At 74.4% G+C, this 20,392-nt stretch carries 18 protein-coding genes; 7 read left to right on the forward strand and 11 right to left on the reverse strand.

The genetic code is table 11. The features are described from left to right. Positions 1–71 precede the first annotated feature (71 nt). Together OG247_RS06795 and OG247_RS06800 are read left to right on the forward strand one after the other, a co-directional pair. Complete coding sequence (locus OG247_RS06795; RefSeq protein WP_327251371.1) at positions 72–725, forward strand: DUF305 domain-containing protein; 654 nt, start codon at positions 72–74, stop codon at positions 723–725. 52 nt (positions 726–777) lie between these two features. Then, the gene (locus OG247_RS06800; RefSeq protein WP_327251372.1) at positions 778–2,133 is read left to right on the forward strand and encodes an FAD-dependent oxidoreductase; all 1,356 of its coding nucleotides are present in this window, start codon (positions 778–780) and stop codon (positions 2,131–2,133) included. Between the two features lie 21 nt (positions 2,134–2,154). Here OG247_RS06800 and OG247_RS06805 read toward each other — a convergent pair whose 3' ends face one another. Both OG247_RS06805 and OG247_RS06810 read right to left on the reverse strand, forming a co-directional pair. After that, complete coding sequence (locus tag OG247_RS06805; protein ID WP_327251373.1) at positions 2,155–2,502, reverse strand: ArsR/SmtB family transcription factor; 348 nt, start codon at positions 2,500–2,502, stop codon at positions 2,155–2,157. A gap of 134 nt (positions 2,503–2,636) precedes the next feature. Further along, on the reverse strand, positions 2,637–3,737 hold the full coding sequence (locus OG247_RS06810; protein ID WP_327251374.1) for an NADH:flavin oxidoreductase/NADH oxidase: 1,101 nt from the start codon (positions 3,735–3,737) through the stop codon (positions 2,637–2,639). 200 nt (positions 3,738–3,937) lie between these two features. On the opposite strand from OG247_RS06810, the gene OG247_RS06815 reads away from it, so the two are divergent. Then, on the forward strand, positions 3,938–5,029 hold the full coding sequence (locus tag OG247_RS06815; RefSeq protein WP_327251375.1) for a WD40/YVTN/BNR-like repeat-containing protein: 1,092 nt from the start codon (positions 3,938–3,940) through the stop codon (positions 5,027–5,029). A 40-nt stretch (positions 5,030–5,069) separates the two neighbouring features. Here OG247_RS06815 and OG247_RS06820 read toward each other — a convergent pair whose 3' ends face one another. Continuing rightward, positions 5,070–6,731 (reverse strand): vWA domain-containing protein, encoded by a 1,662-nt coding sequence (locus OG247_RS06820; RefSeq protein WP_327251376.1) that lies wholly within the window; start codon positions 6,729–6,731, stop codon positions 5,070–5,072. A 232-nt stretch (positions 6,732–6,963) separates the two neighbouring features. Here OG247_RS06820 and OG247_RS06825 point away from each other — a divergent pair, with 232 nt between their 5' ends. The 3 genes from OG247_RS06825 to OG247_RS06835 all read left to right on the forward strand — a co-directional run bounded on the left by OG247_RS06825 (position 6,964) and on the right by OG247_RS06835 (position 9,431). Further along, positions 6,964–7,608: a dihydrofolate reductase family protein gene (locus OG247_RS06825; protein ID WP_327251377.1), complete on the forward strand. Its 645-nt coding sequence runs from the start codon at positions 6,964–6,966 to the stop codon at positions 7,606–7,608. 112 nt (positions 7,609–7,720) lie between these two features. Further along, complete coding sequence (locus tag OG247_RS06830) at positions 7,721–8,407, forward strand: uracil-DNA glycosylase (RefSeq protein WP_327251378.1); 687 nt, start codon at positions 7,721–7,723, stop codon at positions 8,405–8,407. A gap of 109 nt (positions 8,408–8,516) precedes the next feature. Continuing rightward, a complete protein-coding gene (locus tag OG247_RS06835; RefSeq protein WP_327251379.1) occupies positions 8,517–9,431 on the forward strand; it encodes a sirohydrochlorin chelatase in 915 nt (304 codons plus the stop codon). Between the two features lie 119 nt (positions 9,432–9,550). Here OG247_RS06835 and OG247_RS06840 read toward each other — a convergent pair whose 3' ends face one another. From OG247_RS06840 to OG247_RS06865, 6 genes are all read right to left on the reverse strand, one after another. Beyond that, complete coding sequence (locus OG247_RS06840) at positions 9,551–10,639, reverse strand: lactonase family protein (protein WP_442813231.1); 1,089 nt, start codon at positions 10,637–10,639, stop codon at positions 9,551–9,553. A gap of 55 nt (positions 10,640–10,694) precedes the next feature. Then, a complete protein-coding gene (locus OG247_RS06845) occupies positions 10,695–11,843 on the reverse strand; it encodes a nitric oxide synthase oxygenase (RefSeq protein WP_327251380.1) in 1,149 nt (382 codons plus the stop codon). Positions 11,844–12,142: 299 nt separating this feature from the next. Further along, on the reverse strand, positions 12,143–13,654 hold the full coding sequence (locus OG247_RS06850; RefSeq protein ID WP_327257365.1) for an FUSC family protein: 1,512 nt from the start codon (positions 13,652–13,654) through the stop codon (positions 12,143–12,145). Positions 13,655–13,931: 277 nt separating this feature from the next. After that, on the reverse strand, positions 13,932–14,360 hold the full coding sequence (locus OG247_RS06855) for a universal stress protein (protein ID WP_327251381.1): 429 nt from the start codon (positions 14,358–14,360) through the stop codon (positions 13,932–13,934). A 73-nt stretch (positions 14,361–14,433) separates the two neighbouring features. Further along, complete coding sequence (locus OG247_RS06860; RefSeq protein WP_327251382.1) at positions 14,434–16,011, reverse strand: APC family permease; 1,578 nt, start codon at positions 16,009–16,011, stop codon at positions 14,434–14,436. 56 nt (positions 16,012–16,067) lie between these two features. Further along, the gene (locus OG247_RS06865) at positions 16,068–16,661 is read right to left on the reverse strand and encodes a histidine phosphatase family protein (protein ID WP_327251383.1); all 594 of its coding nucleotides are present in this window, start codon (positions 16,659–16,661) and stop codon (positions 16,068–16,070) included. Between the two features lie 207 nt (positions 16,662–16,868). Between OG247_RS06865 and OG247_RS06870 the strand changes: the two genes are divergently transcribed. Beyond that, positions 16,869–17,444: an RNA polymerase sigma factor gene (locus tag OG247_RS06870; RefSeq protein ID WP_327251384.1), complete on the forward strand. Its 576-nt coding sequence runs from the start codon at positions 16,869–16,871 to the stop codon at positions 17,442–17,444. Here OG247_RS06870 and OG247_RS06875 read toward each other — a convergent pair. Together OG247_RS06875 and OG247_RS06880 are read right to left on the reverse strand one after the other, a co-directional pair. Continuing rightward, positions 17,386–18,402: a MerR family transcriptional regulator gene (locus tag OG247_RS06875; protein ID WP_327251385.1), complete on the reverse strand. Its 1,017-nt coding sequence runs from the start codon at positions 18,400–18,402 to the stop codon at positions 17,386–17,388. The two genes, OG247_RS06870 and OG247_RS06875, sit on opposite strands and share 59 nt — an antisense overlap. Before the next feature lie 35 nt (positions 18,403–18,437). After that, complete coding sequence (locus tag OG247_RS06880; RefSeq protein WP_327251386.1) at positions 18,438–19,862, reverse strand: cryptochrome/photolyase family protein; 1,425 nt, start codon at positions 19,860–19,862, stop codon at positions 18,438–18,440. Between the last annotated feature and the right edge of the window lie 530 nt (positions 19,863–20,392).

Raw genomic sequence — 20,392 nt, forward strand, 5'->3', positions numbered from 1 at the left:
CCTCCCATGGGTCCGGTCGATTCCGCCCGTCGTGGGAACGGAACGCGGACCCCGGCAGTATGGTCCTTAGCATGGACATGGCGAAAGTCTCACTCGGGCGAATCGTCGGAGCGGCCCTGGCCGTTGGGCTGCTGCTCCCCCTCACCGGCTGCCGGGACGGCGGCGGGACGGACGGCGCGGCGGACGGCAAGCCGATGGTGATCGCCCCCGGCAAACCCGGCGAGAAGGCACGCACCATCTCCCCCGAACAGGCCGCGAAGGAACTGCCCGACGACACCCCCAACGCGGCGGACCGAGCGTACGTGCGGAACATGATCGAACACCACGGTCAGGCACTGACCATGAGCGCACTCGCTCCGGACCGGGCCGCGGCCGACGGGGTCAAGCGGCTCGCCGGACGGATCGCGGCCGCGCAGAAGCCCGAGATCGGCGCGATGGAGGGATGGGCGGCCCGCAACCCGGCGCCCACCGCCGCCCCGGGGGGCCACGACCACGCGGCGATGCCCGGCATGGCCACCGCGCGGCAGCTCGAGGAGCTCACCGCGGCCCGGGGTGCGGACTTCGACCGGCTCTTCCTCGCCCTGATGACCGCCCACCACGAGGGCGCCCTGAAGATGGCGGGCGAGGTCCTGGCCGCGGGCAACAACGCCGCCGTGGAGGAGATGGCCAACGAGGTGGCGGCCACCCAGAGCGCCGAGGTCCACCGGATGCGCGCGATGGGCTGACGGCCGGGGCACCCGGTGTCATGCTGGGAACACCTGCGGGAGGAGCTCCGCCGTGCTTCGTATCGCCGTCGTCGGATCGGGCCCCAGCGGGGTCTACGCCGCACAGACACTCGTACAGCAGCGCGAGGTGCCGGGGATCCGGGTCGACGTGCTCGACCGGCTGCCGGCTCCGTACGGGCTCGTGCGCTACGGGGTGGCCCCCGACCACGAGAAGATCAAGTCCCTGCAGGGCAGCCTGCGCACCGTGCTGGAGGACGAGCGGATCCGCTTCCTCGGCAACGTCGAGGTCGGCGGGGACGCCCTGCCCACCGCCAGGCTCCTGGAGCTGTACCACGCGGTGGTGTACTGCGTCGGCGCGGCCCGGGACCGGATGCTCGGCATCCCCGGCGAGGAGCTCGTCGGGGTGCATTCCGCCACGGCCTTCGTGGCCTGGTACAGCGGCCATCCGGATGCCGCGGCCGAGGCCTTCGGGCTGCCCGGGGTGGAGTCGGCGATCGTGGTCGGCGCCGGGAACGTGGCGGTCGACGTGACGCGGATCCTGGCCCGGGGGGTGCCGGAACTGGCCCCGACCGACATGCCGCAGCCGGCCCTGGGCGCGCTCGGCGCCAGCGGGGTGCGCGCGGTCCACATGGTGGCCCGGCGCGGGCCCTCGCAGGGCAAGTTCACCACCAAGGAGCTGCGCGAACTGGGCACGCTGCCGGGCGTGGACGTACGGGCCGACCCGCTGGAGCTGGCCCTCGACCCGGCGTACGCGGACCCGGGCGCGGCCCTGCCCGCGGTGAACCGGCGCAACGTGGAGGTGCTGCGCGGCTGGGTGGCGGATCCGGCGAGCGGCGGGGACCGGCGGATCGCGCTGCGGTTCTTCCTGCGCCCGGTGGAGGTGCTCGGCGGCCCGGACGGCCGGGTCACCGGGATGCGGTTCGAGCGGACGGCTCCCGACGGCGGGGGCGGGGTCACCGGCACGGGGGTCTACGAGGACGTCCCGGCGCAGTTGGTCCTGCGCTCGGTGGGGTACCAGGGCGTCCCGCTGGGCGGGCTGCCCTTCGACGAGCGGCGCGGTACGGTCCCGCACGCGGCGGGCCGGGTGCTCCGGGAGGGCCGCGCCTCCGTGGGCGAGTACGTGGCGGGCTGGATCAAGCGCGGCCCGACCGGGGTCATCGGCACCAACCGGCCCTGCGCGAAGGAGACGGCCTCCTCCCTGCTCCAGGACGCGGGGGCGCTGGCCCGGCGCGAACGGGAGCGGGACCCGCTGGAGGTGATGCTCCTGGCCGGGCTGCGACCGGTCCGGTGGCCGGGGTGGCTGGCCATCGAGACGGCCGAGGCGGAACTCGGGCGGTCCCTGGGCCGGCGCTCCGTCAAGATCCCGGACTGGGCGGGCCTGCTGGCCGCGGCCGGCGGCACGGACTGACCCCCGGGCCCGGGGTGCTCCTCAGCCCCGGTCGCGCGTCTCCTCCGCGGCGGCCGCCGCGAGGACGCCGTCGAGCAGCCCGGGGAACAGCTCCGCCAGCTCGGCGCGGCGCAGTCCGTTCAGCTTGGCCGTGCCGCGGTAGGACTGGCGCACGACACCGCTCTCGCGCAGGACCCGGAAGTGGTGCGTGGTCGTGGACTTGGTGACCGGGAGCTCGAAGTGCGAGCAGACCAGCTCGGCGTCCGTGGCCGCGAGGTCGCGGACGATGGAGAGCCGGACCGGGTCGGAGAGGGCGTGCAGGACCCCTTCGAGCCGGATCTCGGCGGCCTCGGGGTGGGCGAGGACACGGGCCGCGTCACGTTCCGTCATGTCCGTACTCCACTCACTGGGTGATGCCGCGATGCCGCGATGCCGGGTATTCCTCCATCGTACGAGAACCATCGTAGGAGCGGAGCCGAACGGCCGGGTGCGGCGCGGGAGCCCGGCCCCCGCGCCGCACCGGTTCACCAGGAACGGTGGTACTGCTCGGGCGTACGGACCTGCGCGCCGAGCGCGGCGGCCGCGCGGCGGGCCCAGAACGGGTCGCGCAGCAGTTCGCGGCCCAGCAGGACGGCGTCGGCCTCTCCGTTGGCCAGGATCTTCTCGGCCTGCTCCGGTTCGGTGATCAGGCCCACGGCGGCGACCGGGAGGGTGGTCTCGGCCTTGACCCGGGCCGCGAAGGGCACCTGATAGCCGGGGCCGACCGGGATCGTCACGCCGGGGGCGAGGCCTCCGGTGGAGACGTCCAGGAGGTCCACGCCGTGCTCCTCGAGCAGGCCGGCCAGCCGGACGGTCTCGTCCGCGGTCCAGCCGTCCTCCTCCAGCCAGTCGGTGGCGGAGATCCGGAAGAACAGCGGCAGCTCCTCGGGCCACACCGCCCGTACGGCGTCGACGACTTCGAGGGCGAGGCGGGTGCGGTTCTCGAAGGAGCCGCCGTACTCGTCGGTGCGCTTGTTGCTGTGCGGGGAGAGGAACTCGCCGATCAGGTAGCCGTGGGCGCCGTGGATCTCGACGACCTGGTAGCCGGCGGCGAGCGCGCGCCGGGCGGCGGCCGCGAACTGCTCCACGACGTCCCGGATCTCCCGGACCGTCAGCTCGTGCGGGACCTGGTGGTCCGCGGAGAACGGCACGGGGCTCGGGGCGCTGGGCCGCCAGCCGTGCGCCTCGGGGCCGACGGGGCCACCGCCCTTCCAGGTGCGGTCGGTGGAGGCCTTGCGGCCGGCATGGGCGAGCTGGATGCCGGAGACCGCGCCCCGGCCCTTCACGAAGGAGGTGATCCGGCGCAGCGCCTCGACCTGCGTGTCGTTCCAGATCCCGAGGTCGTACGGCGAGATCCGCCCCTCGGGCGCGACGGCCGTGGCCTCCTGCATGATCAGGCCGGTGCCGCCGGTGGCACGGGCCGCGTAGTGCGCGAAGTGCCAGTCGTGGGCGACCCCGGCGTCCGGACCGGAGGGCTCGGCGCTGTACTGGCACATCGCGGCCATCCACACCCGGTTCGGGACGGTGATCGAGCGGATGGTCCACGGCTGGAACAGGGCGGCGAAGGAAACGGGAGCAGCACTCATGAGGGGTCTCCAGGGGCGACCGGAAGCGTGCCGGGGAACCGGCCGCTAAGTACGAGAGTCACCGTACTACGAATTCCCTCGTACTACGAGACCCTTCGTACGACCGGGGCGGCGCGCGCCGCGACCTGCCCCTGTCAGTGGTCGGGTGCAGACTGGCGGAAAGCTGCCGTGCAGGACAAAGACGTCCGGAGGTGTCGGCCATGACCGACGTGGTACTGCTCGCGGGAACCCGCAAGGGACTGTTCATCGGCCGCCGGGACTCCGGCGGCACCTGGGAGTTCGACGAGCCGCACTTCAACGCCCAGGCGGTCTCGGCCGTCGCCATCGACCGGCGCCGCGGCGCGCCCCGGCTCCTGGTCGCCGGCGACAGCACCCACTGGGGACCGTCCGTGTTCAGCTCCGACGACCTGGGAGCGACCTGGCGGGAGCCCGCCGCGGCCGCGGTGAAGTTCCCCGAGGACACCGGAGCCTCCCTGGAGCGGGTCTGGCAGCTCCATCCGGCCGGCCCCGAGGCGCCCGGCGTGGTCTACGCGGGCACCGAACCGGCCGCCCTGTTCCGCTCGGCCGACCACGGCGAGTCCTTCGAACTGGTCCGCCCCCTGTGGGAGCACCCGACCCGGGACAAGTGGGTCCCGGGCGGCGGTGGCGAGGGCCTGCACACGGTGATCACCGACCCGGGCGACCCGGACCTGGTCACGGTGGCGGTCTCCACGGCCGGGGTCTTCCGGACCACGGACGGCGGGGCGAGCTGGGCCCCGTCCAACCACGGGGTCTCGGCGGTGTTCCTGCCCGATCCGGACCCCGAGTTCGGCCAGTGCGTGCACAAGATCGCCCAGGACGCCGGGGACACCGGCCGGCTGTACCTGCAGAACCACTGGGGCGTCTACCGCAGCGACGACGCCGGGGCCCGCTGGACGGACATCGGCGACGGCCTGCCCTCCGACTTCGGCTTCGCGGTGGCCGCGCACCCGCACCGGCCGGGCACCGCCTACGTCTTCCCGCTCAACGCCGACATCGACCGCGTCCCCGCGGAGCACCGCTGCCGGGTCTTCCGGACCCGGGACGCGGGTACGACCTGGGAGCCCCTGACGAAGGGCCTCCCGGCCGGGGACCACTACGGCACGGTGCTGCGCGACGCGCTCTGCACGGACGACGCGGACCCGGCCGGGATCTATTTCGGCAACCGCAACGGCGAGCTGTACGCCAGCCAGGACGACGGGGACAGCTGGCAGTTGCTGGCCGAGCACCTCCCCGACGTCCTGTGCGTACGGGCCGCCGTGCTGAACCGCTAGCGGCCGCGACCCGTACCCCGCGCCACCCCCGTCCGGGCCCTCAGCCGGTGAGCGCGCGGGCCTGGTGCACGGCTTGCGCCAGCTGGCGTACGGCCGGATCCTCGGTGCTCCCGGCCAGCCGGTCCGCGTGCCCGGCCAGGCTCCCCAGCGGGGCGGCGCCCGGCACCCGCTCCCAGCCGCCGTCGCGCTCGCGCAGGGCCGAGGCGAAGTAGGCCGCCACCGCGGTGACCTGGAAGCGCGTGGACGCCGCGGTCCACACGTCGCCGGACAGGGCCGCCGCCTCGATCTTGCCGGACTCCTCGTGCGGCGCCCGGGTACGCGGGTCCAGCCAGCGCACCGTCGCCGTCGCCAGGTGTCCGGTGGCGCCGGGGCGCAGCCGTACCGCGTACAGGGCGGTCACGGTGTGGCCGGAGCCGACCTCTCCCCCGTCCACGGTGTCGTTCCTGAAGTCGCCGTCGGCGACGCGGCGGTCGTCGTAGCCGATCAGCCGGAACCGTTCGACGGTCTGCGGGTCGAAGGCGACCTGCGCCTTGGCGTCGCGGGCCCGCAGCTGCACCTGCGCCGGGAGGTCCTCGCAGAACACCTTGCGGGCGCCCTCCGCGTCGGAGACGTAAGTGGTGTGTCCGTCGCCCCGGTCGGCGAGCTGTTCCATGAAGGCGTCGTTGAACTCGCTGCCCACGCCCACGCCGAACAGGGTGATGCCGTGCTTGGTCCGGGCTTCGCCGATCCGGTTCAGGATGGTGTCGGCGGAAGTGGCGCCGTTGTTGGCCAGGGCGTCGGACAGCAGGACGACCCGGTTGGTGGCGCCGGGCCGCAGCGACTCGACCGCGACCTCGTACCCGCGGACGACCCCGGCCTCCACGTTGGTCGAGTCGGCGGTGCGCAGCGCGCCGACGACCTCCTGGATCCGCTCGCGGTGGCCCTCGACGCGGGTCATCGGCAGCCGGGTCTGGGCCTTCCCGCTGAAGGTGACGACGGCGACCGAGTCGTCTTCGCGCAGCTGGTCGGTCATCAGCTTCATGGAGCTGCGGACGAGGTCGAGGCGGCCGGGCTCGGCCATGGAACCGGAGACGTCCACGACGAAGGTGAGCGCCGCGGGCGGCCGGGCCTCGGCGCCGTCCGCCCCGCCGTTCCCGACGCGGGTGGCGAGGCCCACCCGGACCAGGGACCAGTTCGTCTCATTGGTGCGGGCCCCGTCCACGGTGACGGAGAAGCCGTCGCCGTCGGGCTCCTGGTAGTCCTGCCGGAAGCTGTTGACGAACTCCTCGGGGCGCACGGTGGCGGGGTCGGGGAGCTTGCCGTCCGCGAGGGTGCGGCGGGCGTACCCGTAGCTGGCGGTGTCCACGTCGAGCGCGAAGGTGGAGAGGTAGTCGGCGGGCGGTCCGGTGGGGCGCCGCCCGTCGCTCTCGCCTTCCGTGCTTTCTCCGCCGGGGCGGGTGGCGGACGGCCGCGGTCCTGCGTCGCCGCCCTTCCACTCCCCGTCGGCGCTGCGGTTCGAACCGCCGCTTCCGCAGCCGGCCAGCAGGAGGCCGCCGGCTAGGAGCGCGGCGGTCAGTCTGCCGTGGGTTCTCCGCCGGGCCGGGCGGTCCCTGTGGGACGTGCCGGGGGTACGGGGCGTGCTGGGCGTGCTGGGCGTGCTGGGCGTGCTGGGCGTACTGGGCGTGCGAAGTATGCCGGGCGTGCGGTCCTCGACGGGCTCCATGCGGTCTCCCTCGAACGTCATCGGTGTTGAATGGGACGCCCGCGGTGGAGAGTTGGAGCAATCGAACCTGTTGCGAACAGGTATCGAAGCGACAACGGGTGCCGGAGTTCCCGGCCGCCCGTCCCCGCGCCACGACCGCCCGACGGCAGGAGCGATCCGTCGTGGCGATGAGTTTTCGGGCGCCGGAAGGTCTATCTCTTGAAGAAGACGACCGACTCACCGGGAGTGCGCCATGGGCCTCATCCACATCGAAATGTTCGCGACCCTCGACCTCGTCGGGCAGGCGCCCGGCGGCCCCGACGAGGACCCGGTGGGGTTCCCGTTCGGCGGCTGGCAGGCGCCCCTGCTGGACGAGGTCACGGGAGCGCAGGTCGCGGCCGCTTACGAGGGCACGGACGCCCTGCTGCTGGGACGGCGGACGTACGACATCTTCGCCGCCTACTGGCCCCACCAGAAGGGCGGCGAGGACGGCGAGATCGCCACCCTCTTCAACAGCGTCCCGAAGTACGTGGCCTCGCGCGGCAAGCCCGACCTCTCGTGGGCCGGCTCCACCCGGCTGGGCCCGGACCTCGCCGACGCGGTGCGCGAGATCCGTGACCGGCACGAGCACGTGAAGGTCGTAGGCAGCCTGAACCTCGTCCAGACGCTCCTGCGCGAGAAGCTCTTCGACCGCCTCGACCTCTGGGTGCACCCGATCGTGCTCGGCGTCGGGAAGAAGGTGTTCGACGACGGCGCCGTGCCCACCAACCTCGAGCTCCTCGCACCCCCGGCCACCGGCACCAAGGGGACCGTGTACCTGCGCTACGGGCTCGCGGGCGGCACTCCCGCGACGGGCGACATGAGCGCCCCAGGTCGCGGCGTCGAAAACGACACCTGAGGCCCCCGCACCCGGCGGCCCCGCGACCACCGTCAACGAGCGGCCCGGCCCCGCGGCCCGTCTCGCGAGGGGTGGCACCGGGCCGCGGACGGGGCCAGTAGAGTGATCCATCGTGGCAGCACGACCGTTGAACGAGATCGTCGAGCCGGGCTGGGCCCGGGCTCTGGAGCCGGTGGCGGCGCAGATCGCCGCGATGGGCGACTTCCTGCGCGCGGAGATCGCGGCGGGCAGGACCTACGTCCCCGCCGGTGCGAACGTGCTGCGCGCGTTCCAGCAGCCCTTCGACGAGGTGAAGGTGCTGATCGTCGGGCAGGATCCGTACCCGACGCCGGGGCACGCGATCGGCCTGTCCTTCTCCGTGGCCCCCGAGGTCAGCCCCTGGCCCCCGAGCCTCGACAACATCTTCCGCGAACTGCACGCCGATCTCGGCACGGGCAAGCCCCGGAACGGGGATCTGACCCCGTGGACCCGGCAGGGCGTCCTGCTGCTGAACCGCTCGCTCACCACGGCCCCGCGCAAGCCCAACGCCCATCGCGGCAAGGGCTGGGAGGCGGTGACCGAACAGGCCATCCGCGCGCTCGCGGCCCGCGGCAAGCCCCTGGTGTCGGTGCTGTGGGGGCGCGAGGCGCGCAACCTGCGGCCCCTGCTGGGCGACCTGCCGGCCGTGGAATCGGTGCACCCCTCCCCGATGTCCGCGGACAACGGGTTCTTCGGGTCGAGGCCGTTCAGCAGGACGAACGACCTGCTGGTCCGCCAGGGTGCGCAGCCCGTGGACTGGCGGCTTCCCTCCGCAGGGTGACCGAAGGCCCGAACCGTATCTGACATTCCTCGGATAAATACGGACAGATGCCGCCGGAGAAGGCCCTGCCCGAACACCCGGTTTCGATAAACCAGTAGCATGCGGCGCCATGAGCTCCCCCACTGGGCCCGCAAATGGCCTGCCCGTACGAATGCCGCGACCCCGCCAGACCGGACGGCACCGCCGGCCCGAGCCCGCGGTGGCGCCCGAGGGCGCGCCCGCGCTGGTGCTCGCCGTGCCCGGTGCCCCTTCGGCCGCCTCGCGGGGGCTCGCGGAAGAGATCATCAGCATCGGCCGCTCCGAGCTGCCGGGCCTGGACGCCCGGGTCGGTTTCCTCGACGGTGACGACGCCACCGAGTTCCCGTCCCTGTCGGGCGTGCTGAACTCCGTGGCCCGCGACCGCGCCGCGCGCGCGGAGTCCGCCCGCGCCGCCGGGCAGGAGGTGCCCGCGCCGACCGGTCCGGACGCCGTGGTCGTGCCCCTGCTGGCCGGCCCCGACGGGGATCTGCTGCGCCGCGTGCGCCAGGCCCTGATGGACTCCTCGGCCGCCGCCGAGCTGGCCGATCCGCTCGGCCCGCACCCGCTGCTCGCCGAGGGGCTGCACGTGCGGCTGTCCGAGGCCGGCCTCGCCCGCGCCGACCGGGCCAGGCTCTTCAGCGTGACCACGGCCGCCGACGGCATCGTCTTGGCCACCACCGGCGGCGAGGAGGCCGTGCAGGCCGCGGGCATCACCGGCATGCTGCTGGCCGCCCGTCTCGCCGTGCCGGTGATGGCCGCCGCGCTGGACGAGGAGGGTTCGGTGGCCGCCATCGCCGACCAGCTCCGCCGCGAGGGTTCGACGCAGCTCGCGCTGGCCCCGTACCTGATCGGCCCGGAGGCCGCCGAGGGACTCCTCGACACCGCCTGCAAGGAGGCCGGCTGCAGCGCCGCCGACGTGCTCGGCGCGTACCCCGCGCTCGGCAAGCTGGCCGTCGCGCAGTACTCCGCCGCCCTCGGCATCACCCAGGGCGCCGCCGCCCACTGACCCCCCGCTCATGCCGTGCGTACGAGGGCCCGCGCCCCGGACCGTTCTGAATCGAACGAGCCGGAGCGCGGGCCCTCGTACGTACGGCGGTCGGGTGCCGCCCGGTGCCGTCCGGGGGCTCAGCCGAAGACCACGCAGGTGGCGGCGGGCACGGCCACCGAGCCGGCGCGGTGCGGCTCGCCCGTCACCGGGTCCACGTCGAACCAGGTGACGTCGCCGGAACGCTCGTTGGCCGCGTACAGCCGGCGCCCCGACGGGTCGGCGGCCAGATCGCGCGGCCAACTGCCCCCGCACGGCACGGTGCCCGTGAGCTGCGGCTTCTCCGCGCCGCCGGCGAGGGAGAAGGTGGCGATGGTGTCGGCTCCGCGGACGGCCGCCCAGACGAAACGGCCGTCTGGCGAGGCCACGACCGCCGAGGGGTAGGCCGCCGGGGCCCCTGGAGCGCCCGTGGAGGCGACCGGAACCTCGCCGACCGGTTGGAGCTCGCCCGACTCCCCGTTCCAGCGGCAGACGGTCAGCTGCGGCTCCAGCTCGTGCAATACGTAGACCACCTCGCCGGAGGGGTGGAAGGCGAGGTGCCGGGGGCCGGCCCCGGCGCGCAGCGCGGTCTCGGCGTGCAGGGCCGGGGCTCCGGTGGCCGGGTCGAGCGCGCAGACCCGTACCGAGTCGGTGCCGAGGTCGACGCTGAGGACCCAGCGGCCGCCGGGGGCGGGCAGCACCTGGTGGGCGTGCGGGGCCTTCTGCCGGCCGGCGTCGGGGCCGGAGCCCTGGTGGGCCAGTACGGCGGCGGGCTCCCCGATCGAGCCGTCGTCGGCGAGCGGGAGGCTGCTGACGCTGCCCGAGGTGTAGTTGGCGGTCAGCAGCCGGCGCCCCGCCACGCTGAGATGGGTGGGGCCGGCGCCGCCGACGGGGACGGTCGCGCCGAGGGGGACGAGCCCCTGCTCAGTGGTCCGGAAGGCGCCCACGGCGCCCTCCTCGGTCTCGCTCACGGCGTACAGCACGCCGGTGACGGGCTCGTGGACCAGGTACGAGGGGTCGGCGACGGCGTCCGTGGCCGAGAGCGGGGTCAGCGCTCCGGTGGCCGGATCCACGGCCGCGGTGGTGACACCGCGGCCGCCCCCCGAGGTGAACGAGCCGATCCAGGCCAGGTGTCCGCCGCCGTCGGCCGTACGGTCCGTACCGCCCACACCACTGTCCGCGCCGCCCACGAGAGGCCCCTCTCCGCCGTTCCGGATCCGTTCCCGAGCGACGGTAACAGAAGGTCTAGACCAAATCCCGCCCTTGGGCCCGTTCTTGGGCACCGGGATGGTGGACGTAGGCGGTCGAGCTCGGCCGGTCCTCGTAGGTGCGGTGGAAGACCGGGGTCGCCGATCCGGAGATGGGCGGCACGATCCAGGACCAGTCCGCGCCCACGTCGCGGCCCTTGCGCTCCTCCTTCTCCAGGTGCGTCAGGAAGCGCCGGGACTCCGTGTGGTGGTCGGCGATGGTGACCTTGGCCCGGTCGAAGGAGTGCAGGACCGCCCGGTTGAGCTCGACGAGCGCGCGGTCCTTCCAGAGCGAACGGTCGCTGGCGGTGTCGAGGCCCATGCGGCGGGCGACCGCGGGCAGGAGGTTGTAGCGGTCGGTGTCCGCGAGGTTGCGGGCACCGATCTCGGTGCCCATGTACCAGCCGTTGAAGGGCGCCGCCGGGTAGTGGATTCCGCCGATCTCCAGGCACATGTTGGAGATCGCGGGTACGGCGTGCCAGCGCAGGCCCCAGTCCGACCAGCCGTCACCGCCGGCCGCTCCGTCGGGGTGCTCGATGGGCACCTCCAGGACGGCGTCCGGGGGGACGTCGAACCAGCGGGGTTTGTCGTCGACCCCCTGCACGACCAGCGGAAGGAGGTCGAAGGGGGTGCCCGAGCCGCGGGACCAGCCCAGCGCGAGCAACGCGCTCGTGAGCTCGGCGTTGCGGGCGTCGCCGACGGTTATCGAAGGGTGGTCGCCGTAGCCGGCGTACCGGACCAGCTGCTCGCTCCAGATCAGCGGGCCGGGGCGGTCCGGGGTGTCGGGGGCGAAGACCGTGATGGTGGGCCGGACCCGGCCGCCGTTGGTGGCCTCGCGCAGGTGCTCGAAGCACTCTTCCGCGATCCCGTCGGCGTCGGTGAGCCCGCGGCGGTCGCGGACGCGCAGCGAGTTCCAGTACAGCCTGCCTATGCAGCGGTTGCTGTTGCGCCACGCGACGCGGGCGCCGTGCTCCAGCTCCTCGGGAGTGTGCCGGTACGTGTCCGTCTCGGCGAGCTCGGCCCGTACGGCGGCGAGCCGCTCGCGCGGATCACCCGCGTCCGGGTTCTCCCTGTGGAAGAGTCGGATGAACTCCTCGGCCGCTTCCCACACCTGAGCGGTGCTGGAACGCTGTTGAAGTATTTCCATTCCGGGCGGCTACCCCCTGTCCGATCCGACCAGGTCCACCCCGCGCGCCGTGAAGCGGCGCCATGCCGGATGAATGTGCAATGAACAATCACCCGTTGTACATGTCGCAGGTCAGCGGCGTGCGGAAGGCGCGCCCGGAACACTCCTCCGTGTGATCTTCATCGATCGGCCTGCGGACGGGACTTGGGGGGACGTACCATCCGCGGCAGCGTCGGGCGCTCGAACAACCCTTCAGACAACCCTTTTCAGACCACGAGCGGCTGATCGTGTGCGACCGGTCGACGCCCGGGCCGCAGGGGTCAGGCGCCCACCAGCGGGGAGCGTGACGCCGTGCGCAGGGGTCCGTCGAGCTGGGCGAGGAGCCGCTCCAGACCCTGCAGATGGGCCAGCGCGGGTTCCGAGGCGGCCCGCGCGGGGTTCAGGGCCGCGGCGGCCGACCGGTGCTCCGCGCCCGTGGCGCGTTCCGCTTCCGGCGTCAGCAGGGCCTCCACGGCGGCCTCCACGCGCCAGCACGCCGCCGCGAGCCGGGCGTCGTGGCTCGCGTCCGGGTCCGCCGCCACGGCGACCAGCCCGCGGACCTCCACGGCGCACTCGTCGAGCAGCGCGAGCACCCGGCGGGCCCTGGCCTTGCGGCCGCGGTAGGGGCTCAGCGGGTGGACGAGCGGAGCCAGGGAGAGCCGTACCCGGCCCAGGAACAGCTCCAGCTCCGCGGCGTGCGGCGCGGGGTCCGCGACCGGGGAACCGGCGAGCCGGGCCGCGGCTTCTGCCGTGCAGGCGCGGACGCAGCGCAGCGCGCGCTGGATCCACATGTCGTTGGTCGCGTGGGTGGTCACCGGGAGCACCAGGATCACGGCCAGCCCGGCGCACACCGCGCCGACGGCCGTCTGCTCCAGGCGCAGGACGAGCAGACCGGGATCGAGTACGCCCAGCAGCCCGTAGAGCAGGCCGGCCATCACCGTCACGGCCAGCATCATCCAGCTGTAGGACACGGCGGCGGTGTAGAAGATCCCGAAGACGCAGAGTGCCACCAAGACGGCCGTGGGCGCGGGCGCACCGTTCAGCGGGATGGCCACCAGCAGGCCCGCGCCGATCCCCAACACCGTGCCGAGGACCCGGCGGAAGCCGCGGACCAGGGTCTCGCCGCGCGAGGCGGTGTTGACGAAGATCCACCAGGCCGTGCCGACCGCCCAGTACCAGCGGTCCTCCGACAGGGCCTGGCCGATGCCCAGCGCGACCGCGCAGGCGGCGGTGGCTTGGAAGGCCTGGCGGGTGGTCGGCCGGGCCAGCCCGGTCCCGGGCGGGGCGGGCGGTACGGCGGCGGGCGGAACGCGCCGTTCGATGGGCCACAGCACGAACCGCACGGCGCCGGCCGACAGGAGGGCCAGTCCGACGGCGGCGTAGAGCTCCGGCAGCTGCCCGGGCCGGGCGTGCAGGAACTGCGTGATGAAGAAGTTCATGAACGCGAAGATGCCGAGGGCGTGGCCGCGCACCCCCCACCGGCGGGCGTAGACGCCGGCGAAGACCACGGCGACGAACACCGCGTCGCGGGCCAGGGGTACGCCGTGCAGGGTGGTGGCCAGGGCCAGTACGGGGAACCCGGCGGCGGGCAGCAGGGCGGTGGTCACCCGCTGGGCGCGCACGGTCGAGTCGGTCACGGTGAAGAGGGCGAGCAGGGCCGCCAGTCCCCCGGTGATCGACGCGACGAGCGAGAGCCCGCAGAGCTCGGCCACGGCCACCGCGAGGGCGACGCCGATGACGGCCCGCGTGGCGTTCCTGAGTCTTGCGCGCCCCGGATCCGGAGCCACGAACATCCTCTTCACGGCGGTGTGCCGCCCCCCTTGCGATGGAGCACGCCGCACCCGCATCCGCCCGGGGGTGGTGGGCGGCACACGGGCACGGCGAAGGCGCCACGGTCCGGAGCGGCCTCGTTGCCGTCCGGCGCTGCGTGGCGCCGTAGATACATGGATAGGACACAGATAAGCATCCACAGGGGCAATGGCTCAAGTCGGCCCGCCCTCGATGGGCCATTGGCACACTCCCGAGCGGTGATCTTCGGCCATGGGCAGACCAACGGACCCGGGCGGCGGGTCAGTCCCCCGGAGCGTGCTCCGTCGGGACGCACAGGACCGGGACCGGCGAGAGGTGCAGGAGCTTGTGCGGGGTGGATCCGAGCAGGGCGCCGCGGATCGGGCTGTCGCCCCAGCTCCCCACGATGATCACCCGGGCGTCGTGCCGTTCGGCGGCGTCGAGCAGCGCCTGGGCCGGTTTCGCGTCGGCCACCTCGACCGTGGACGGCACTCCCGCCTCGTCGGCGGCCTCCACCGCCCGGGAGAGCGCGCTGCGGCCGGCTTCCCGGACGGCCTCCCGGTGCGCGCGGTACTCCTCGCCGGTGGGGCCCGGGGCGGCGGCCCCGTAGACGAGGACGAGCGGCTCGCCGAAGGCGGCGGCCACCTCCAGGGCGACGCGCAGGGCGCGCTCGGCTCCGGGCGACTCGTCGTACCCGAGGACGACGGACATCGGGGCTCCTCTCCGGCTTACGGCCGGTGGTACGGGGTGCGGGACCGCGGAAGGCGAGGTTCGGGGCTGAGGTTCAGGGCTTCGGCACTTCCGGCCTCCGGGGCTTCCTGGCCACGTGTACGAGGGCCGGGTCGGCGACGCCGCGCCGCTCCTGCCAGAAGCGGCCGTCCCTGATCCGCCAGAAGCACATCACGAGCACGCCGACGACGGCGATGCCGATCCCGATGACGAGCGGCGGGCCGAGGCCGAACCAGGAGACGCCGCTCGCCGAGTTCTCCGGGTCCGACATGTCGGCGACCGACTGCACGAGCAGCCAGGCCAGCAGTCCGGCCCCGAGCACCGGGCCGAGGCCGATCAGCAGGAAGTTGTGCACGCTCTCCAGCAGGTGGCGCCGGTAGTAGACGGCGCAGGCCAGGCCGGTGAGGGCGTAGTAGAAGGAGATCAGCAGGGAGAGCGCGGTCAGGGAGTCCAGGAGGGCGTTCTCGCTGATCTGGTTGACGGCGAGGTACCAGACGATGGCGATGCCGGCCACCCACCAGGTGCTGACGTCCGGGGTCCGGAAGCGGGGGTGGATGTGCGAGAGGTTCGGCGGCAGCGCGTGCCGGCGGGCCATGGACAGGGCGGTACGGGAGGCCGGGATGATCGTGGTCTGGGTGGAGGCGAGCGCGGAGGTGCAGACGGCGAGCAGGACGACCCAGTCCCAGCCTCCCATCACCTCGTGCGCGAGGACCGCGAAGACGGCCTCCTCCTCGCCGGCGTTCTCGGCGAGGAACTTCGTCCCGGCGTAACCGACGACCGCGAAGCCGACGGACAGGTACGTCACCAGCAGGACCACGGTGGACCAGATGCCGGCCTTGCCCGGTGCGGTGGCCGAGTTCTCGACCTCCTCGGTGAGGTTGACCGCCGACTCCCAGCCCCAGTAGATGAACACGCCGAGCAGCAGGCCGCCGGTGAGGGCGGCGCCGCCGGCGCCGAAGGGATTGAGCCACTCGATCGCGGGTCTGGTGCCGTCGAGGCTGCTGGTGCCGGCGTAGACGCGGTAGAGGGCGACGACGGCGAAGACCAGCAGGAAGAAGACCTGGGCCAGGATCAGGACGTCCTGGAGCCGGGCCGACATCTCGGTGCCGATGACGCAGACGGCCGTCATGGCCAGGATCACGACGACGGTCAGGCTCTGGCGCAGTGCCTCGTTCGCCGCCCAGCCGTCGAGTCCGGCGGCGAGCAGTCCGAAGTGGACGGCGACGTCGGCCAGCGAGCCGATGACGAGGACGCCGGTCATGGCGATGGCCCAGCCGCCGAGCCAGCCCGCCCAGGGGCCCATGGCGCGCGTCACCCACGAGAAGGTGGTGCCGCAGTCCTGGTCGACCTTGTTGAGGTAGTAGAAGGCGGCGGCGATCAGCAGCATCGGGACGAAGGAGGCCAGCATGACGCCGGGCGCGTAGATGCCGGCGAGCGCGACGATCGGCCCGATGACCGCGGCCAGGGAGTAGGCGGGCGAGGTCGAGTTCAGGCCGATGACGAGCGCGTCGAGGAAGCCGATCGCGTTGGCCTTGAGCCCTGGTTCCGCGTCGGTGTCGGCGGATCCCGTGACGGGCCCCGCTCCCGGTTCCGGGGGCTCAGGGGGCGCGCCGTCCGAGCCATGGTGGGCCATGTACGCATCGTCACGCAGACGGGGCCGGTGCGCGAGGCGGGAGCGTCACGGGAGCCTCAGGGGCGGGTGTTCCAGCCCGCGACCACGGGCAGGCCGTGCTCCGTGGACAGCATGCTGAAGGTGCCCGTACGGAGCAGGAAGAGGCGGCCGGCCTCGGGCGGCAGGCCGAGGTAGCGGGCGGTCAGCACCCGCAGCAGGTGCGCGTGGGCCACCAGGACGACATTGCCCCGGTCGGCGCGCAGCACCTCACCCGCCCGGGCGAGCACCCGGTCCGCGCGGGCGCCGACTTGGGCCGCGTTCTCTCCGGGGTGGTCCTCGTCGCCGGGCGGTACCCCGTCGGTCCACAGGGACCAGTCGGGGCGCCCGCGCAGGATCTCGGGGGTGGTGATGCCCTCGTAGCCGCCGTAGTCCCACTCGTACAGGTCGGGGTCGGTGACGGCGCCGGTCAGGCCGGCGAGCTCGGCGGTGGCGGCGGCCCTGCGCAGCGGGCTGGTCAGGACCAGGGCGGGGCTTCGGTCGCGGAAGTACGGGAAGAGCGAGATGGCCTCCTCGACCCCGCGCGCGGTCAGCGGGACGTCGGTGCGCCCGGTGTGCCGTCCGGTCGCGCTCCAGGCGGTCTCCCCGTGCCTCACCAGCAGCAGATCGCTCACCCTTCGGACCCTAGTCCCTGCGGCATCGGGGCGCAGTCCCTGAGCTGCCGCGGTGTCCGTCGTGTCTGGCGTGTCTGGCGTGTCTGGCGTGCCGGTCGCCCGTCGTGCCGGTCGCCCGCCGTGACCGCCGCGCCCGCCCTGCCCGGCCAAATCGATGCGCAAGCGGTGCAACTTGGCCGGGCGGGCCGCGCTCGCGAGGCTCGGGGCATGGACGACCAGGACGACACCCGGCTGGCGGCGGGTTTCGCGGCGGGCGACGAGGACTGCGTGGCGGCGGTCTACCGGCGCTGGCGGCCGCTGGTGCACGCGCTGGCCTCTCGCTCGCTCGGCGACGAGCGGGAGGCCGAGGACGTGACCCAGCAGGTCTTCCTCGCCGCGTGGCGGGGCCGCGCCGGGTACCGGCCCGGGCCGGGCGGACTCGGGGCCTGGCTGACCGGCATCACCCGGCACAAGGTGGCAGACGCCCTGGAGGCCCGCACCCGGCGGGCCCGGGTGGTCGAGGCCGCCGCGCGCGTCTGTGCTCAGGGCCGGCCGGAGCCGGAGCCGGGGCCGGAGCGGGCCGTGGAACGGGTGCTGTTGCTCGGCGAGTTGGCCCGGCTGCCGTCGGCGCAGCAGCGGGTGCTGCGGCTCGCCTTCTACGCGGACCTGACGCAGTCGCAGATCGCGGACCGCACCGGCCTCCCGCTGGGCACCGTCAAGAGCCACATGCGGCGGGCGCTGCACGTCATGCGGCAGTCCCTGGAGCGGCTCCCGGAGCCCGGGGTGCCACAACCGATTCGATGACGGCCAGCCCGGAGCGGAGCCCGAACAGCCGCTCGGCGCGGGCCGGCCGGGCCGCCGCTCCGGCGCCCCAGCCGGGGCCGGCGAGCAGCAGCGCCGAGTGGCCGCGGGCGCCGCGCGGGCCCCACTCGATGCCCGCCACCGACCGGGCGAGCGCGGCGTCGGCGGTCGTACGGGACTGCGCCCACAGGACGACGGCCCGCGGCCCCGTCCGCCGGACGGCCACGCACAGGGCCTCGGCCGGCAGGGCGGCTCCGAACATCCTGACCGGCACGGCCCGTTCGCCCAGGGCGGCGGCCAGCGCCTCCATCGGGAGGCTGTGCTGCTCCCCGGGTGTGCAAGCCAGCAGTACGGGCGGGGCCACAAGCGGCTCCGGGGCGGGCCGGATCCGGTGCAGGGCCGCGGAGACGTACCAGGACAGCAGGTGTTCCACCTCGACGTAACGCTCCCCGGACGAGGCCCACTTGCGGCCCACCGCGTGCAGGGTCGGTGCGATGACCTCCTCCCAGGCGGTGACCGGGCCCAGCTCGGCGAGCACGGCCGCCAGCAGGTCCTCCACGGCCGGCGCGTCCAGCCGTACGGCGGCCCGCGCGAGCCCCCTGCACTCCGGGCGGACGTCCCCGAGGCGCAGCGCGCGCGGCCCTCCCGGCGTCGCGGCGGCGGGACCGGCTGCGGCCGGGCCGTCCGGGGCGACTCCCCGGGCCACCCGGGCGGCTTCGGACGGGGGCGCGCCCTGGGCGGTGAGGCGGCACATCAGCTCCAGCCGGGCGATGTCCGCAGGGGTCCAGCGCCGGTGCCTGCCCTCTTCGCGGCGGTCCGGCCCGATGGCGTAGCGGCGCTCCCAGGAGCGCAGCGTGGTCGGGGAGACCCCGAGGCGTCGGGCGACCGCGCCGGTGCCGAGGGCGACCGGCGGGGGCTGATGCCGGAGCCGAGGCTGGGGTTGCGGGGGTTCGGGCTCCACCTCACCACCGTACGGCGCGGCGGGCCGGCGGGCCGTCACCCCGGTCCCGGGCGTCCCGCGGAGCCCGGCTCCGGCCCGTCCGCGGAATCCGGCCCCGTCCCGCGGCCCCTGCGGAAGCGGTCCAGGCCGTCGGCGAGGCCGACCACCGGGTCGGGGTAGTCGTAGCGCGCCCGTTCCAGGCCGGGGAGCCGCCAGGGCTCGTGCACGCGCGGTGCGCAGAGTCCGGCCAGTTCGGGGACCCAGTGGTGGACGTAGCCGCCGTCGGGGTCGTAACGCAGGCCCTGGCGCACCGGGTTGAGGACCCGGTTGGGGCGGGTGTCGGTGCCCGTGCCCGCCGCCCACTGCCAGTTGAGCTGGTTGTTGGCGAGGTCCCCGTCGACGAGGAGTTCCATGAAGTGGCGTGCTCCGACGCGCCAGTCGACGTAGAGGGTCTTGGTGAGGAAGCTCGCGACCAGCAGCCGGCCGCGGTTGTGCGTCCAGCCCTCGTGGGCCAGTTGGCGCATGGCCGCGTCGACGACCGGGTAGCCGGTGCGGCCCTCCTTCCAGGCCAGCGTCTCCTCCTCGGCGGCGGGGCCGGTGCGCCAGTGGTCGCCGCGGTCCCGGTAGTCCGCGGCAGCGACCCCGGGCCTGGCCGCGAGCACTTGGTGGTGGAAGTCTCGCCAGCACAACTGCCGTACGAAGGCCTCCGCGCCGGGGCCACCGGCGGCGCGGGCCCGGTGGACGGCCTCGGTGGGCGAGAGCGTGCCGAAGTGCAGGTGCGGGGAGAGCCGGGAGGTGGCGTCGCCGGCCAGGTCGTCATGGGTCTCGTCGTAGCGGTCGATGCCGGAGCGCAGCCAGCGGGCGAGCAGCCGGCGCGCCTCGGGTTCGCCGCCGGGGGCGAGGCCGGGGGAGGTGCCGGTGACGGCGGCGCGCTCGGGCAGGGGCTCGGAGCGGATGGCGTCGGGCACCGGAACGGCGCGGGGCGCGGGGGCGGCGGCCCGCAGGGGGTGCTCGGACCAGCGGCGGTGGTACGGGGTGAAGACGGCGAAGTGGTCGGCCCCGGTGGACCCGGTGGGGGTGACGGCCCCCGGGGCCACCGCGGTGATCACCGCGTCGTGGACGTGGAACCGCCGGCCCTCGGCTTCGAGTGCGGCCCGCAGCCGCTCCTCGCGGGCGTGGGCGTAGGCGCTGACCCCGGCCGCCATGTGCACCTCGTCGGCGTCGGCCTCCCGTACGAGGGCCATGGTCGCGGCGACGGGGTCGCCGGACCGCACGACGAGGCGGCCGCCGCGGGCGCGCAGCCCGGCGTCGAGGCCGGCGAGGCAGTCGGCGAGGAAGGCGAGCCGGTTGGGCGGGGCGGCGACCGCCGGGTCGCGCACGAAGAGCGGCACCACCTGCTCGGAAGAGGACAGGGCGGCCCGCAGCGGCGGATGGTCGTGCAGCCGGAGGTCGGAGGTGTAGAGGACCACCGCGACGTTCATGGGGTTCGCTCCGCTTGGGGGGACGTGGGGACGGGGTGTCGTGAGGTACTTCGCCGCGGGGCCCGCTCCCGGATGCGGGGGCGCTGCCGCGCGGTGCGGGGGGCACTGCCGCGCGGTGCGGGGGGCACTGCCGCGCGGTGCGGGTGGCACTGCCGCGCGGTGCGGGTGGCACTGCCGCGCGGTGCGGGGGGCACGCTGCCGCGCGGTACCGGGGGCACTGCCGCACAGTGCCGGGGGGGGCTCCGGGTGGCCCTGCCCGGCCGCCCTCGCCCCCGCCGGGAGGGTGTCGGCGCGCTCGGAGCCGTGCACGGTGGCCAGGGAAGCGCCCGCGCCGGCGGGGGCGCTGCCGCGCGGTGCGGCCAGGTGGCCTCGCCGAAGGGTGTCTGCGCGCTCGGAGGAGTGCGTGGTGGTCCGGGAAGCCCCCCGTCGGGCCGACCCCGCCGTCACCGGCGAGGGCAGGCTGGCGGTCGCCGGGCTCCCGCCCTGCCGCACCCCGCCCGGAGCCGCGCGCGGCAGGCCTCCTCACGGAG

Source organism: Streptomyces sp. NBC_01244, assembly GCF_035987325.1.
GTDB lineage: Bacteria > Actinomycetota > Actinomycetes > Streptomycetales > Streptomycetaceae > Streptomyces.